Origin of the sequence: Brachybacterium paraconglomeratum, from assembly GCF_039541415.1 — a bacterium.
GTDB classification, from domain to species: Bacteria; Actinomycetota; Actinomycetes; order Actinomycetales; family Dermabacteraceae; genus Brachybacterium; species Brachybacterium paraconglomeratum_A.
This window is the reverse complement of the sequence record NZ_BAABGE010000010.1, coordinates 52,360-66,975: the sequence shown is the minus strand read 5'-3', so window position 1 is coordinate 66,975 and position 14,616 is coordinate 52,360. Positions and strand designations below refer to the sequence as shown.

Annotated in this window: 15 protein-coding genes; 8 read left to right on the top strand and 7 right to left on the bottom strand. The window is 69.9% G+C overall.

Annotation, left to right across the window (positions count from 1 at the left end; all coding sequences use genetic code 11):
* The first annotated feature begins 100 nt into the window (after positions 1-100).
* From ABD893_RS14925 to ABD893_RS14895, 7 genes are all read left to right on the top strand, one after another.
* Positions 101-733, top strand: a complete 633-nt coding sequence (locus tag ABD893_RS14925) for a hypothetical protein (RefSeq protein WP_345082028.1) — start codon at positions 101-103, stop codon at positions 731-733.
* On the top strand, positions 682-858 hold the full coding sequence (locus ABD893_RS14920; protein WP_345082025.1) for a hypothetical protein: 177 nt from the start codon (positions 682-684) through the stop codon (positions 856-858). Before ABD893_RS14925 ends, ABD893_RS14920 begins: the two co-directional genes overlap by 52 nt.
* Positions 859-1,006: 148 nt before the next feature.
* The gene (locus ABD893_RS14915; RefSeq protein ID WP_345082022.1) at positions 1,007-1,792 is read left to right on the top strand and encodes a hypothetical protein; all 786 of its coding nucleotides are present in this window, start codon (positions 1,007-1,009) and stop codon (positions 1,790-1,792) included.
* Between the two features lie 22 nt (positions 1,793-1,814).
* Positions 1,815-3,470 (top strand): DNA repair helicase XPB, encoded by a 1,656-nt coding sequence (locus tag ABD893_RS14910; RefSeq protein WP_345082019.1) that lies wholly within the window; start codon positions 1,815-1,817, stop codon positions 3,468-3,470.
* A 122-nt stretch (positions 3,471-3,592) separates the two neighbouring features.
* Positions 3,593-4,087: a LapA family protein gene (locus ABD893_RS14905; protein WP_345082016.1), complete on the top strand. Its 495-nt coding sequence runs from the start codon at positions 3,593-3,595 to the stop codon at positions 4,085-4,087.
* A 54-nt stretch (positions 4,088-4,141) separates the two neighbouring features.
* Positions 4,142-4,861: a response regulator transcription factor gene (locus tag ABD893_RS14900; protein ID WP_345082014.1), complete on the top strand. Its 720-nt coding sequence runs from the start codon at positions 4,142-4,144 to the stop codon at positions 4,859-4,861.
* A gap of 3 nt (positions 4,862-4,864) precedes the next feature.
* Positions 4,865-6,463: a sensor histidine kinase gene (locus ABD893_RS14895; protein WP_345082012.1), complete on the top strand. Its 1,599-nt coding sequence runs from the start codon at positions 4,865-4,867 to the stop codon at positions 6,461-6,463.
* A 14-nt stretch (positions 6,464-6,477) separates the two neighbouring features.
* Here ABD893_RS14895 and ABD893_RS14890 read toward each other — a convergent pair whose 3' ends face one another.
* The 7 genes from ABD893_RS14890 to ABD893_RS14860 all read right to left on the bottom strand — a co-directional run bounded on the left by ABD893_RS14890 (position 6,478) and on the right by ABD893_RS14860 (position 12,179).
* Positions 6,478-7,035, bottom strand: coding sequence for a DUF4031 domain-containing protein (locus ABD893_RS14890; RefSeq protein WP_345082009.1), 558 nt, complete (start codon positions 7,033-7,035; stop codon positions 6,478-6,480).
* Entirely contained in the window at positions 7,032-8,291 is a 1,260-nt protein-coding gene (locus ABD893_RS14885) for a DUF418 domain-containing protein (RefSeq protein WP_345082006.1), read from the bottom strand. The genes ABD893_RS14890 and ABD893_RS14885 overlap by 4 nt, the downstream gene beginning before the upstream one ends.
* Before the next feature lie 139 nt (positions 8,292-8,430).
* On the bottom strand, positions 8,431-9,192 hold the full coding sequence (locus ABD893_RS14880) for a hypothetical protein (protein ID WP_345082003.1): 762 nt from the start codon (positions 9,190-9,192) through the stop codon (positions 8,431-8,433).
* Positions 9,189-10,121: an ABC transporter ATP-binding protein gene (locus tag ABD893_RS14875; RefSeq protein WP_345082000.1), complete on the bottom strand. Its 933-nt coding sequence runs from the start codon at positions 10,119-10,121 to the stop codon at positions 9,189-9,191. Before ABD893_RS14875 ends, ABD893_RS14880 begins: the two co-directional genes overlap by 4 nt.
* Positions 10,118-10,843: a hypothetical protein gene (locus tag ABD893_RS14870; protein ID WP_345081997.1), complete on the bottom strand. Its 726-nt coding sequence runs from the start codon at positions 10,841-10,843 to the stop codon at positions 10,118-10,120. Before ABD893_RS14870 ends, ABD893_RS14875 begins: the two co-directional genes overlap by 4 nt.
* Positions 10,840-11,805, bottom strand: a complete 966-nt coding sequence (locus ABD893_RS14865; RefSeq protein WP_345081994.1) for an ABC transporter ATP-binding protein — start codon at positions 11,803-11,805, stop codon at positions 10,840-10,842. The genes ABD893_RS14870 and ABD893_RS14865 overlap by 4 nt, the downstream gene beginning before the upstream one ends.
* On the bottom strand, positions 11,802-12,179 hold the full coding sequence (locus ABD893_RS14860) for a GntR family transcriptional regulator (RefSeq protein ID WP_345081991.1): 378 nt from the start codon (positions 12,177-12,179) through the stop codon (positions 11,802-11,804). The genes ABD893_RS14865 and ABD893_RS14860 overlap by 4 nt, the downstream gene beginning before the upstream one ends.
* A 507-nt stretch (positions 12,180-12,686) precedes the next feature.
* Here ABD893_RS14860 and ABD893_RS14855 point away from each other — a divergent pair.
* Positions 12,687-14,615, top strand: a complete 1,929-nt coding sequence (locus ABD893_RS14855) for an HNH endonuclease (RefSeq protein ID WP_345081988.1) — start codon at positions 12,687-12,689, stop codon at positions 14,613-14,615.
* Position 14,616 lies beyond the last annotated feature (1 nt).

Genomic DNA, 14,616 nt, shown 5'->3' with positions numbered 1-14,616 from the left:
CCGTGGCGTCAGCACCTCTCAGCCCTCGCAGCAGGCCTGCGCACCGTACCGTGGTCCCCGCACGCCACCGCCCTCACCGGCCCAAGAGAGAGCTCTCCCGATGACCGATCCGTCGCCCTCCAGCGCGCCGCCTTCCCTCAGCCCCCACCCCACCGGGGCCCCCGCTCCCGGAACCGACCTCGGCGCAGACCTCGGCGCAGCACTGCGCTTCGCCGGCACCGCACTGCTGCGGAACCCGGTGGCCTACCTGGTCGTCGGGGTCATCTACTGCGCGATCTACACCGTGGTCATCGTCGGCGGGATGTTCGGTGGCTTCGCCGCGATGCTCTCGCGCTCGGAACAGTGGACCCCGGACAGCTTCCCGGTCATGGATCTGATCCTGCTCTATGCGGTCATGCTGGGCGCGATCGTGCTCCTGATCCCCTTCGCCCTGATGTGGCAGTCGGCCTCCGGCCGCGCCGCGGAGATCATCCTCCAGGGCGGCCGGCCCTCCATCGGCCAGGCGCTCGTGGGGCCCTGGCGCATCATCCTCACCTCGCTGCTGTACGGCCTGCTGGTGACGGTGGGAATGCTCCTGCTCTACGTCCCCGGCCTCATCGCAGCGGTGCTGTTCATGTTCGCGATCCCCGCGTCGGCCCGCGGCGCCGCCCCGGTCGCCGCGCTCAAGGGAGCTACCACCTGGTGCGCGCGAACCTCGGCACCGCCATCGTCGCGTACCTGGTGCTCTCCGTGATCAGCTCGATCGGCGCCACGATCGTGGTGGGTCTCCTGGTGCTGACCCCGTTCATCGTGCTCTTCGAGGTCGGCATGTACGAGCGGCTGCGTGGGCGCGAGCTGCCGGAGCCGGCCCGCGCCTGATCCTGATCCTAGTCCTGGTCCTGGTCCTGGTCCTGGGCATGAACGGGTGGGAAGAATCGGACTTGCGGCACCTCGCTCCCTGAGCGGCCCGTACGGTGGGAGGACGGCCTGCGGGCCCCTCCTCGTCCTCCTCGAAAGGCAGCACCTCGTGTCCTCCCCGTTCCCTTCCGCCGAGCAGTCCCCGTACGGGCCGGAGCATTCCGGTCCCTCCGCCTCGCCGTCGCACCAGCCGATGGTCACCGGTGGCCCGGTGGCCGCCGGCATCCGCTGGGCCTGGAGCGCCTTCACCCGCAACCTCGCCGCCTTCCTCGTGCCGGCCCTGGTCTATGGCGTGATCATGATCGTCGCGGTCATCGCGTTCGTGATCGTCAGCGTCGTGGTCGCGATGTCGGCCCCCAGCAGCGGCGGGATGTCGGGCGCTGGCGCTGAGCCGCCCGCGTTCAGCGTCGGCAGCCTGCTCATCTCCGTGCTCATGGCGGTCGTGGCTGCGCTGTGGATCTCGGGCATCCTCCATGCCGGCACCGCGGTGCTCGCCGGTCGCCGCCCGACGATCAAGGAGGGCTTCCTCGGCAACGGCACCACCATCGCCGTGTCCTTCGTGGTCGCGCTCCTCAGCGCCGTGCTGAACCAGCTCGGGCAGGGTGTGAGCTTCCTGTTCTATCTCCCGGCGATCGTCGTCTCCGTCCTGCTCTACTTCGCGACCGTCGAGGCGGCCCGCGGCGCTGGCTTCGGTGAAGCGATCTCTTCCAGCGCACGCCTCGTGGGGAAGAACGTCGGGACGGTCGTGGTGACCATGCTGCTCGCCGTCGCGATCTGCCTGACCCTGATCCTCCCGATCCTCGCCGTGGTCGTGATCCCGGTGCTGCAGCTGCTGGTCCTCGGCGTGCACCAGCGGGTGACGGGGAACGCGCTCGTCGAGCCTGCTTCTGTCTGAGGTCCCGGCGTAGCCTGGAACGATGACTGACGGCCCTCTCATCGTCCAGAGCGATAAGTCCCTCCTGCTCGAGGTCGACCATCCCCAGGCGCAGACCGCCCGGATCGCGATCGCCGCCTTCGCGGAGCTCGAGCGCGCCCCGGAGCACGTGCACACCTACCGGATCACCGACCTGGGGCTGTGGAACGCGCGCGCCGCCGGCTATGACGCCGAATCGGTGGTCGCCGCGCTCGTGGACCACTCCCGCTACCCGGTTCCGCATGCGCTGCTGATCGATGTGGCGGACACGATGGACCGCTACGGCAGGCTCCAGCTCCGCGCGGATCCCGTCCACGGGCTGGTGCTGCACGCCCTGGATCCCGCGGTGCTCGAAGAGGTCTCGCGGGCCACGCGGATCCAGGGCATGCTCGGTGCCCGCCTCGACGAGACCACGATCGTGGTCCACCCCTCCGAGCGCGGCGCCCTGAAGCAGGCGCTGCTGAAGCTCGGCTGGCCGGCGGAGGATCACGCCGGCTATGTCGACGGCGAGGCCCACCCGATCTCCCTGCGGGAGGAGGACTGGCAGCTGCGCCCGTACCAGCAGGAGGCGGTGGACGGCTTCCGCCATGGCGGCAGCGGAGTGGTGGTGCTGCCCTGCGGCGCCGGAAAGACCCTCGTCGGCGCCGGGGCGATGGCCTCCATGCAGCGCACCACGCTGATCCTGGTGACCTCGACGGTCTCGGCCCGGCAGTGGAAGGACGAGCTGCTGCGCCGCACCACGCTGACCGAGGAGGAGATCGGTGAGTACTCGGGTGCTTCCAAGGAGGTGCGCCCGGTGACGATCGCGACCTACCAGGTGCTCACCCTGAAGCGGAAGGGCATCCACCCGCATCTGGAGCTGATGAGCGCCCGTGACTGGGGCCTGATCATCTACGACGAGGTGCATCTGCTGCCGGCCCCGGTGTTCCGGATGACCGCCGACCTGCAGGCTCGGCGCCGTCTGGGGCTCACCGCGACGCTCGTGCGCGAGGACGGCCGCGAGGGAGAGGTGTTCTCTCTGATCGGCCCCAAGCGCTATGACGCCCCCTGGAAGGACATCGAGTCCCAGGGCTACATCGCCCCGGCGGACTGCACCGAGGTGCGGGTGACCATGCCGGCCGCGGACAGGATGGCCTACGCGATGGCCGAGGCTTCTGACCGCCCCCGGCTGGGCGCCGCCCATGGCGCGAAGATCGAGGTGGTCGAGCGCCTCGCGGCCCGCCACCCGGGCGAGCCGATGCTGGTGATCGGGCAGTTCATCGACCAGCTCGAGGAGATCGCTGAGCGGCTGGGCGCGGATCTCATCACCGGCCAGACCCCGGTCAAGCGCCGTCAGGAGCTGTTCGACGCCTTCCGCACCGGCCAGATCGACCGCTTGGTCGTCTCGAAGGTCGCGAACTTCTCGATCGACCTGCCAGAGGCCTCCGTCGCGGTGCAGGTCTCCGGCGCCTTCGGCTCCCGCCAGGAGGAGGCGCAGCGGCTGGGGCGGCTGCTCCGCCCCAAGGCCGACGGCCGCACCGCGCACTTCTACACCGTGGTCATGCGCGACACCCAGGACCAGGACTACGCCGCGCACCGTCAGCGGTTCCTCGCGGAGCAGGGCTATGCCTACACCATCATGGACGCCGACGAGCTGGAGGCCCCGGCGACAGCGGACTGACCGGGGCGGGCTCCCGGACACGACGCACCGGCGCTGACGCCTGATCCGGGGGCGAGGCTGGTTAGAGTGGGCGACGCATCCCGTTCGCCGGCGTTCCGTCGGCCCTCCCCCAGGAGATCGACATGACCTCACCCGACGATTCCCGCCGTCCCACCGGTCACGAGGACGCACCTCGCCCCGTCTCCCCCGCCGTCGGCCCCACCGACGGGAGTGCGGACGGCGCTGCGGGCACTGAGCGTCCCGCCTCTGAGCGTCCCACCACCGGGCGTCGCGCCGCCGAGCGGCCCTCCACCCCCGGGCCCGCTGCCCCTGAGACCGCCACCGATCCCGAGCCCGTCGGCGCCGGCGGGAAGACCGCTGGCATGTGGATCGGGCTGATCCTCGGCGCGATCATCCTGGTGCTGCTGCTGATCTTCGTGATCCAGAACAACGTCACCGCGGGCTTCCAGTACTTCGGCGCACAGTTCGATCTGCCGCTCGGGGTGGCGATGCTGCTCGCGGCGATCGCAGGCGCTCTGGTGATGGCGCTGGTCGGCTCGATGCGGATGGTCCAGATGAGCTGGACGATCCGGAAGCTGCGCAAGCAGCAGGACAGGATCCACCGCGCCACCCGGTGAGCACGTCCAGCTGACATCCAGCCGATTCCCAAGCTCAAGGAGGACGGTGGACCCATGACGACGACTGAAGAACAGGACTATGAGGCACGCCTGCTCGTAGTCGACGACGAACCCAACATCCGCGACCTGCTCGCGACCTCCCTCCGTTTCGCCGGCTTCGAGGTGTTCACCGCGTCGACCGGCAACGAGGCGATCCGCGAGGCCACCGAGCATCAACCCGACCTGGTGGTGCTCGACGTGATGCTGCCGGACATGGACGGCTTCACCGTCACCCGGCGCCTGCGCGAGCGCGGCGAGCAGTACCCGATCCTCTTCCTCACCGCGAAGGACGAGACCCAGGACAAGGTCGCCGGCCTCACCGTCGGCGGCGACGACTATGTCACCAAGCCCTTCAGCCTCGAGGAGGTCGTGGCCCGCATCCGTGCGGTGCTGCGCCGTACCCACGGCGGCTCCGAGCCCACCGTGGACAGCTCGCTGGTGGTCGCGGACCTGCGCCTGGACGAGGACTCCCATGAGGTCCATCGCGGGGAGGTGAACATCGAGCTGTCCCCCACCGAGTTCAAGCTGCTGCGCTACCTGATGCTCAACGCGGGCCGGGTGGTCTCCAAGACCCAGATCCTCGACCATGTCTGGGACTACGACTGGTCCGGTGAGGTGGGCATCGTGGAGTCCTACATCTCCTACCTGCGCCGCAAGGTCGACGTCATCGGCGACCCGATGATCCATACCAAGCGCGGCATCGGCTACGTCCTGCGGGCCCCCGAAGGCTCCTGAGGCGTGGGCCTGCCGACCCTGCGCGCCGAACGGCCCGTGTCCCTGTGGACCCGGATCGTCACCCTCATCTCGGCGCTGCTGGTGCTCGGCACGGTCGTCACCGGGAGCCTCTCCCTGTTCCTCCTGAACCGCACCCTGATCCAGTCGGTCGACAGCAACCTGCAGGCGGGCATGGGCGAGATGCTCGCCCTGGCCCAGCAGGAGCTGGAAGGGGACGACGACGCGATCCGCAACAGCACCTACACCCCGGTCGAGTACGCGATCGAGATCCGTGACCGGGACGGGCGGCGGATCGACGGGGCGATGGTCTACTACGGCCCCGGTGACATCGAGATCCCCTTCCCCTCGCTGAGCGCGGAGCAGATCCTGCAGCAGGGAGGTCGCCCCTTCACGGTGCTCGACTCCGCCGAGAACCGGTGGCGGGTGGTGGCGATGCTGAACTCCGGCCCCGATGGGGGCAGCGTGTATGTCGCGCTGCCCCTGACCAGTGTGGACCGCACCATGCATGAGATGGCGCTGGTCATCGTGCTGGTGGGGACGATGGTGGTGCTGGTGGGCATGGGCCTCGGCGGCTACGTGACCCATCGGTCGCTCGAGCCGCTGCGCGACGTCGAGGCGACCGCCTCCCAGATCGCCGGCGGTGACCTCTCCCGCCGCGTCCCCGTCACCCAGACCAGCCTCGAGGTTCATGACCTGGCCTTCTCGCTGAACGAGATGCTGGTGCGCATCGAGCAGGCGTTCGCCGCGCAATCCACATCCGAGGAACGGGCCACGGCCTCCGAGGTGAAGATGCGGCGCTTCGTGGGCGATGCCTCCCACGAGCTGCGCACCCCGCTCGCCGCCATCCGCGGCTTCGGCGAGCTGTACCGGATGGGAGCCCTCCCCCGCGACGAGGACGTCGCCTCGGCGATGCGCCGCATCGAGGACGAGGCGAAGCGGATGGGCTCGCTGGTGGAGAACCTGCTGCGCCTGGCCCGGCTCGATGAGAAGCCGGAGCTCGCCCTGGACCCGGTGGACTTCACCGACGCCCTGTTCGACGCGGCACAGGACCTGCGCGCACTGGATCCCGGCCGGCAGGTGATGGTCACCTCGCTGTCCGGAACGCCGCTGTCCGTCCAGCCTCACCTGTCGATCGGTGTGCTCGGCGACGAGGCCTCCCTGCGCCAGGTGATCCTGAACCTGGTCGGCAATGCGAACCGGCACACGTCCAAGGGCTCCCCGGTCGAGATCGCCGTCGGCTATCTCTCCCCGCAGCGGGTGCGGATCGAGATCCGGGACCACGGCGAGGGCATCGACGACGATCAGCGCGAGAAGGTGTTCGAGCGTTTCTACCGCACGGACGCCTCCCGGGTGCGCTCGGCGACGCAGGGCGGCGGGGCCGGGCTCGGGCTCGCGATCGCGGCCTCGATCGTGGAGCAGCACGGCGGCATCATCGGGGTGTCCGAGACCGAGGGCGGCGGCGCCACCTTCTGGCTCGAGGTGCAGGGCACCGAGATCTCCCCGGAGGCCCGGGTGCGACCGGATCAGCTGCGGGCGCTGAATGCGCAGAGCCCCTCTGAGGCCCCGGGGACTCCGGAGTCCCCGGAGCGCGAAGACTCCTGAGCGTCGGGGCCGGGTCAGCGACCGTCCACGAGCACCTGGCCGACGAAGCCGCTCTCCCCCCGGGCACGTGCGAGCCGGTCCAGCTGCGCGAGCAGCTTCAGAGCCTCCCGGCGACCCAGCTCATCGTGCGCCTCGATGCGGGGCGGGGCCGACGGCTCCTCCTTCGTCATCCGGAACGCGCCCGGGGCGGTTTCGGCGACCGGTGGCAGCGGGTCGACGTGCCCGAGCCGGCCCACGATCAGATCCCGCGGGACCTGCTCCAGGCCCAGCACGGCGGCATGCTCGGCGCTGCGACGGGCGCGGGCACCCGGGCGATCCCGCAGCTTGACCCGCAGCCCGGAGGCGATGAGGATCCGCGTCAGCTGCCCGTCGCTCACGAAGGTCACCCCGGCCTGGGTCAGCGCAGCCTCGGCGGAGCTCGGCCAGTCGTAGTGGTCCAGGTCGTAGGAGCGGGGCGGCAGGCCCGCCCGGGCGGCGACCTCGTGCAGCTCCTCGAGCGAGGTGTCCGAGATCAGATGGCCCCACAGCATTCCGTGGCGCGGCCAGCGGGGGGTATCGGCGAAGACGGTCATGAGCGGGCTCCCTTCCTGCGCTCCGGCGCAGGCTCGAGCGGTCGATGCGTGACGTGTCCGGCGGGAGCGGCAGAGCCGGCCAGGGATCGAAGCAGCCATTCGAGCGGGCCGCGATGGCCGCGGGTGCGCAGGAGGTCGGCCAGCGGGATCATCGCCAGCCAGGTCAGCAGCACGATCACTGCCGCGCCCGCGGTGCCGAGCCGTGCTCCGAGGTCCAGGGCGTAGGGCGGGAAGAGGCCGAGGAAGACGACCGACTGGCCGATATAGGCGCTCAGGGACACGGCGCCGAGCGCTTCGATGCCTCGGACCGTCGCGCCCAGCAGGTGCTCGGCCCGGCCTGCTCCCTGCTCGCCGCGATGCCGCAGGTGCTCGACCAGCAGTGCCGCGGCGGCGGCCAGCCCGAGCGCTCCGGCGACCCCCGAGTACTGGTGCACGACCCCGAAGATGCCCAGCATCAGCTCGCTGTCGAGGTGTGCGTGGCCGGGGTCGAGCACCAGCACTGCGGTCAGCGGGATCGCGCCGAGCAGACCGATCAGCAGACCCCAGCGCGTCAGAGGGATCAGCAGATCTCGGTTCGCGCGCACCTCCTCGAGCAGCCGCAGCCGGGCGGCGATCGCGCCGAGCGCCATCGGGGTGAGCAGCCCGAGGTCCAGGAGCGGGGTGAGCACCGTGCTGCGCAGGGTCTCCTCGGCACGCAGCGTGAGACCGGTGAGGTAGTCGGGGGCGGACGCCGCGGCATATCCGTTGCCGCTGCCCAGCCCGATGGTCCCGTCGGCCCAGCCCCAAACTCCGAGCGCGGGCAGGGCGATCACGGCGACCGCGGGCAGCACCATGCGGCGGCGGGTGATCAGCAGCACGCAGAACATGCCGATGATGGCGTAGGCGACCAGGATGTCGCCGCTGAACAGCAGGATCGCGTGGGCGAGGCCGATCACGAGCAGCACCAGATGACGGCGCAGCATGCGCAGCATGAAGCGGCGCGCGCTCTCGCCGCGCTCGTGGGAGCGGCGGTAGAGGATCCCGATGCCGTAACCGAACAGCATCGCGAACAGGGGGAAGCCGCGGTTGTCGGCGAACAGGGCGATCAGCACGTCGGCGATGCGGTCCGGCACCGTGGCATCGAGCTGCTTGACCAGCACCGTCCACTGGGAGCCTCGCAGCCATCCCACCGTGTTGGCCAGCGCGATACCGAGCAGCGCGAAGCCGCGGGCGAGATCGGGTCCGCCGGCGCGGCGAGCGAGCGGGACGGACGTCATCACCGCGCCCGAGGCCCCGGCAGGGGATGCACGGGGGTGCCGACGAGGGTGAAGTCCATGAGCGCCATCGTCCCACAGCGCTGGTCAGGCGGAGCTGTGGTCGTCAGGCACGGCAGTGGTGTCAGGCACGGCAGTGGTGTCAGGCACGGCGCACCCAACGACGGGAGCGGAGCACCAGAGCGGTGACCCCGCCGCCGAGGGTGAGGAGAAGGGCGGTGACCTGCGCAACCCGCTCAGCGATCACGAAGCGGGTGCCGAGGTCGTCGTCGAACCCGACGCTCAGCAGCAGATTGCTCGTCAGCAGCATGCTGGCCGCCAGCACCAGGAAGGCCAGCAGGCACACGCCGAGATACCGGGCGACCGCGTGCCGGCCCGTCAGGCGCGCACCGAGCCGGAAGGCGTCCCCGCCGGTCAGCGCGTGGCTCCAGGCGATCGCACCGCTGAACAGGCTGATGTCCACGAGGTGCTCCCACCGGGTAGGCGCGGAGGAGCCGTCATCGGAAGCGGTGACGATGCCGAGATCGTTCCAGTGCTGTGATTCGGGAGCCCAGTCGCTGAGCAGGATGACGCCAGCCGCACCGAGGATGAGCACGAGCTGCGCGGCGCTGACCAGCACGGTGCGGGCGCGCACGGCGTCGGCGCGGGAGACCCCGAGCGAGCTGCGCAGCTGCCGGCCGTCCTCGGGCACCGCATCGGCGAGATCTGCCGGAAGGCGCACGGCGAGCAGGATCAGCAGCACGCCGAGGCGGAGATCGAGGAAGACTGCACACAGGATCGCGACGACGAGGAACGCGCCATACAGGGCGAGCAGATCGCGTCGGCGCCGCCATTCGATGCCCAATGCGCGGCGCAGCGGGGTCGAGGGCCGCTGGCGGGTGGCGGTCCGGGCAGTTCCGGTCATCGGGAGACCTCTCGGAGGGTGAAGGTGAGGATGTCCTGGAGGGTGGCGCGGCGCAGATCTGTCAGCTGGTCCAGCCCCACTGCGTCCTCTGCGCGCACCAGTGCTTCGAGCTGGTCTCCGCTGCGTCGGGCACCTCGCAGCACCTCTGCGTGCGCTTCCCGTCCCGGCACCGCCGTGGTGGCGACCAGGTGCTCCTCGACCAGATCGATCGCGGAGCCTTCGAGCACCACCCAACCCTCGTGCAGCAGCACCACGTGGTCGACGAATCGGTCGATCTCGCCGAGGTCGTGGGTGGAGAGCAGGATCGTGCGGTCCTCTCCCCCGGCCTGGTGCTCGCGCAGTTCGTCGAGCACATCGGTGCGAGCCAGCGGGTCGAGCCGGGCGAACGGTTCATCCAGCAGGAGCAGCTCGGGGCGGATGCCGAGGGCCACGGCGAGCAGCAGTCGGGTCCGCTGCCCGGCGGAGAGCCGGCGCAGCTGGGCGTCGGGAGCGATGCCCGCGCGGCGCAGGAGACGGCCGGTGAGGTGGGCGTCGTAGGCGGGTTCGACTCGGCGCTGGGCGAGCACCAGGTCGTCGGCCGTCCAGTGATCGGGGTGGCAGGGGACGTCGGGGACGATGCCGACCCCGGCGGGCAGGGAGTCCTCGGCCCCGCCGAGGGGTACGCCCAGCACCTCGATCGTGCCGGAGCTGGCAGCCAGCGCCCCGGACAGGGCGCGCAGCAGGGTGGTCTTGCCGGCGCCGTTGGTGCCGACGAGCGCGGTCACCTGGCCGCGCGGCACCTCGCAGGAGACGCCCCGCAGCACGCGGCGCAGCGGTCGGGTCCAGCGCTGTGCATCGGGCAGGTGGATATCGAGGTCTTGGACCGTGACCGCTGAGTTCGCTGGGTCTGCGTCGGAGCTGTCGAGAGGATGGTCGAAGGACGTGGTCACTTCGCCCTCCTCGGCCGATGCGAGTCGAGGTCACGGATCCAGCGGCGTGCCGAGGCGCGCAACCGGAGCAGGAGCACCGCGAGCACCGCTGCCAGCACCGCTCCGATGATCGCGATACCGCCGGGGCCAGCCCAGAGATCGAACCGCAGCGCGATCTCCGCGAGCGCCATGGGGATCCCCAGCAGCACTCCGGCGAGGAAGTAGACCAGGATGCTGAGCACGGCCATGCTCCGTCCGGGCCGCCTGATCGTGCACTCTCCACCGACCACGATCCCCGTGGCCACCAGGGCAGTCAGGGAGAACAGCGCCCCGACCAGGACGGTCAGCAGCTGCGGTGCGGAGGGGTCGGAGAGGAAGGAGAACGGTGCCGCTCCCCCGGCGGTCTCTCGTCCGAGGAGCACGGAGATCACTGCACCGGCGGCCACGGTCACGATCACTGCGGCGTGCTCCAGGCCGATCAGCGCCAGCCGGCCGCGCACCCGATCTGCACGGCTGAGCCCGAGGCTTGCGCGCAGGTCCTCACGCGGGGCGGTGTCGGCCCGCCCGTAGCGGTACCAGCCCAGCGCGGCCCAGAGGGTCAGCAGGCCCGCGTACTGGTCGGTGGACAGCAGTGCCCACAGCAGCGCGGCCGCGCAGAGGAGGAGGGTGGTGGCCAGGCGGCCGGTGTTCAGCTGCAGCTCGGCGGAGAGTCCGCTGGGCATGCGGGCAGCAGTGGAGCTCATCGGTGAGTCCTCCTGGGGCTGGGGGCGTCGGCGCGCGCTGCGCGAAGCACATGCGTGACGATCTCGCTCACGTCGGGCCGACTCAGGGACGCGCTGGTCGGGAGTCCCACTGCGTCATCGGCGGAGATCAGGGCCCGAGTGCCGGCGCCGGTGCTCGTCGCGCCGATGAACTGCTGGCCGGGTCCCTGGTCCAGGTCGGTGCGGTCCACGTCGGGGAGGTCCAGTTCGCACAGCAGGAATTCCTCGCGCAGGGACTCCACCTCCCCGCTCAGGATGTCGCGTCCGTGGGCGATGACGACGAGCTGGTCGACGAAGCGATCCATGCCGTCGAGGTCATGGGTGGCGAGCAGGAGCGCGCGCTCCTCGTGGGCCATGAAGTCCCGCAGCACCTCGGTGAGCTCCGTGCGTGCGAGCGGGTCGAGGTGGGCGAAAGGTTCGTCCAGGATCAGCAGCTGCGGATCCTGTGCGAGGGCCGCGGCCAGCCCCAGCTGGGTGGACTGGCCGCGCGAGAGGTGGCGCAGTTCTCGCTGGTGCGGGACTCCGAAGGCGGTGAGCAGCTCCTCGAAGCGGGCGCGGTCGAAGCCGGGGACCACTCGCCGACGCAGTCGTGCCACATGCTGCGGGGTCCAGCGCTGTGGATAGGCGGAGATGTCGGGCATGCTCGCCACCCCGAGCGGGGGCCGTACCCGGGCGGGGCCGAGGGCTGTTCCGAGCACCTCGACCGTGCCGGCGTCGACGGCGAGTGCGCCGGTCACCGTGCGCAGGGTGGTGGTCTTGCCGGCCCCGTTGACCCCGACCAATGCCGTGACCTGGCCTGCGGGAACGGTGAGGTCCAGACCACGGATGATTGGGAGGGGCTCGGTGTAGGGGCGGTCGCCTGAGGGGAGCCGCACCTCCAGGTCTCGGACGGCGACGGCGTTGCTCGGGGACGGGGACATCTGCTGGGGCAGCTGCGGGTTCATAGCTCCTCCTCCAGTCGGTGCGCGAGCAGTGCGGTCAGTTCACTGTGCTCGATCCCGGCAGTGCGGGCGGCGCGGAGTGCCAGGTCGAACCCCTCGTCGATCTGCTCGAGGGCGCGGCGGCGCAGCTGATCGCTGTCCTGGGCGCGGACGAACACGCCTTTGCCGCGCACCGCGTCGACCAGGCCGTCGGCGACCAGTTCGTTGTAGGCGCGGGTGGTGGTGATGACGCTGACCCGCAGGTCACGAGCGAGAGCGCGGATCGATGGGAGGGCATCCCCTGAGGCCAGATCGCCGGTGAGTATCGCAGTGGCGATGCCCTCTCGGATCTGCTCGTAGATCGGCGCGGAGGCGGAAGGGTCGATGGGGATATGCATCGCTGCTCCTCCTTACCCTCATCGCCGAAGTGAACTTACTGTCTATAGACAGCATAGACAGTTCGGAGGAGTGGGCGTCAAGCCCTGCGACTGCACAGAAGACCCCATGCGAAGCCAGTCCACCTTCATCCACATTCCTAGGCGGGGTCTTGACATTTACTATCCACCCAGAATGTAACAATCAGCGATCAGCACGATGGCAATTCCGTGAACGCCACGACCGCGCACCCTTCCGTTCGCACACCGCTAGTTCCCATCGCGCCATCACTCCACCCATCACACCACCCGGAGCCTCGCACCCCTTCCCGCACACCACCCTCACCTGTATAAACGCAACCTCCTCGTCCACGCCGAGCGCAATCCCAGACCTCCCGTCACTCTCGCCCTTGCACTGACCGTTCCTCCATAGTGGCCACCTATCCACATTTCCGTCCACAATTCTCGAAGTTGTCCACAAATACCCACATAGGGGTGGTGCGCGATTTCGAACCCACGTACGATGGCGACATGAACTCGACACCGATGAGCCGCGGGGATCACCCCGGCGAGGACACTCCTCGCCGGGATGTGACTGCGCCGTCGGGAGATGTCCTCGACGAGGTGCTGGACCGGTTCAGCGCGATCGAGGCCGCCCCCGAGACTCGGGCGCTCGTCGCCCAGGTTCTGGCCGCGACGTTGATGGCGTTCACCCACACCCGCTCGGTGCGCGACCCACTGCCGGATACCGCCCCTGAGAGCGCCGAGGAAGCACTCGCCGTGCTCGCTGGCGTTGGACAGCTGCGTGCCTCCCTTGCCGCGATCGATGCGTCCTGGCAGGTTGCCGCCGAGAACCGGATCCGGCGCGATGATCTCGCCCGGGGTGTGCCGTCCTCGCAGCAGGGCCGCGGCGCCGGCCAAGAGATCGGGCTCGCACGCCGGATCTCCCCCTCCGCCTCCTCGTTCTCCCTGGCGAAGGCCCGCCGCCTGGTGCAGAACATGCCTGGCGCCATCGATCGCCTCTGGGCAGGCGCCATGACGGACCAGCAGGCCTCCGCGGTCTCCGGTGCACTCGACGGCGCCAGCGCAGACACCTGCCACAGGGTCGATGACCACCTCCTCGAGCATCCGGAGTTCCTGCAGGACAAAGGATTCAAGCGTCTGCGGAGCGACACCCAGAAGCTGGTTCAGCAACTCGAGCCCGAGACCTCTCGCGCGCGGGCGGAGCGTGCCGCTCGCGCCCGGCACGTCACGATGACACCCCTGGCCGATGGGATGGCTCGGGTGACCGCCGTGCTGCGTGGGATCGACGCCGCCGGGCTGATGAACTCCCTGAACGTCCGTGCCCAGTCACTGCGCGCAGCAGGGGCGAAGGCCTCCGTGCCCGCACTTGAAGCGGATCTCCTGGTCGACGACGTGCTGCACGGCGGCCAGGTCGAGGAGTCCGATGATCAACGCGTCGTGCCCAGCGACCAGAGCCTCGAAGCCAGTGATCCCGTCCCAGAGCCTGTCGATCCGGCCACCGAGCCTGTCGATCCAGTCCGGGAGCCTGTCGATCCGGCCGTCGAGCCCGGCATGTTCGACGACGCGGAGGAGGTCCTGGAGTCCGCCACTGCCGAGCAAGCACCTCCGAAGATGCCTCGCATACGTCCCGGTCTGGACGTCGGCATCGTCATCTCCGACACTGCGCTGCTGGGTCCGGATGACGGTTCCGAGACCGCCGAGCTCGAGGGCTACGGCACCATTCCCGCTCACATCGTCAGAGACACCCTGCTCGGACAGCCACCGGGTCATCTACGAGCCGATGAGGGTGATCATCCCGATGAGGTGGTCTCGGCCTTCTACCGTCGGCTGTACCGAAGTCCCCGCACCGGCGAACTGATCGCGATGGAATCCCGGGCACGGGCCTTCCCCGCCGGGCTCGCCCGGATGATCCGCTGGCGCGACACCACCTGCCGCACGCCCTGGTGCGATGCGAAGATCCGCCAGATCGACCACGTCATCCCGCATCACAAGGGCGGGTCGACCAGCTACGCGAACGGCCAGGGGCTGTGCGTGCGCTGCAACCTGCTCAAGGAGCTCGGCCTGTGGGTGCTGAGCCCGCTGAGCCGATCCCACGCTGCCACCGACACAGATGCCACCGACACAGATGCGACCGATACAGCCGCGACAGCCATGACCGCTGCCAGCTCGACGACAGGGTCGGAGAGCGAGGCGGGCGCGGCGGACTCTGCAAACACTCGCGCCGACCCGTCCTCACCGCCAAGAGCCTGGATCTGGAGCAGCCCGCACGGGGCCGTCGGAATCTCGTTCACGCCGTCGCAGTTCACACCGTCGTCTGATCCCCCGTCGTCCGGTGCCCCGTCGTCCGTTCCCCCGCCGTCCGATGCCCCGCCGGAGGAGCACTGCGGCGATGCCGACGACGAACCGGGCTCGCCGGAGACGCCCACCACGTCTTAGA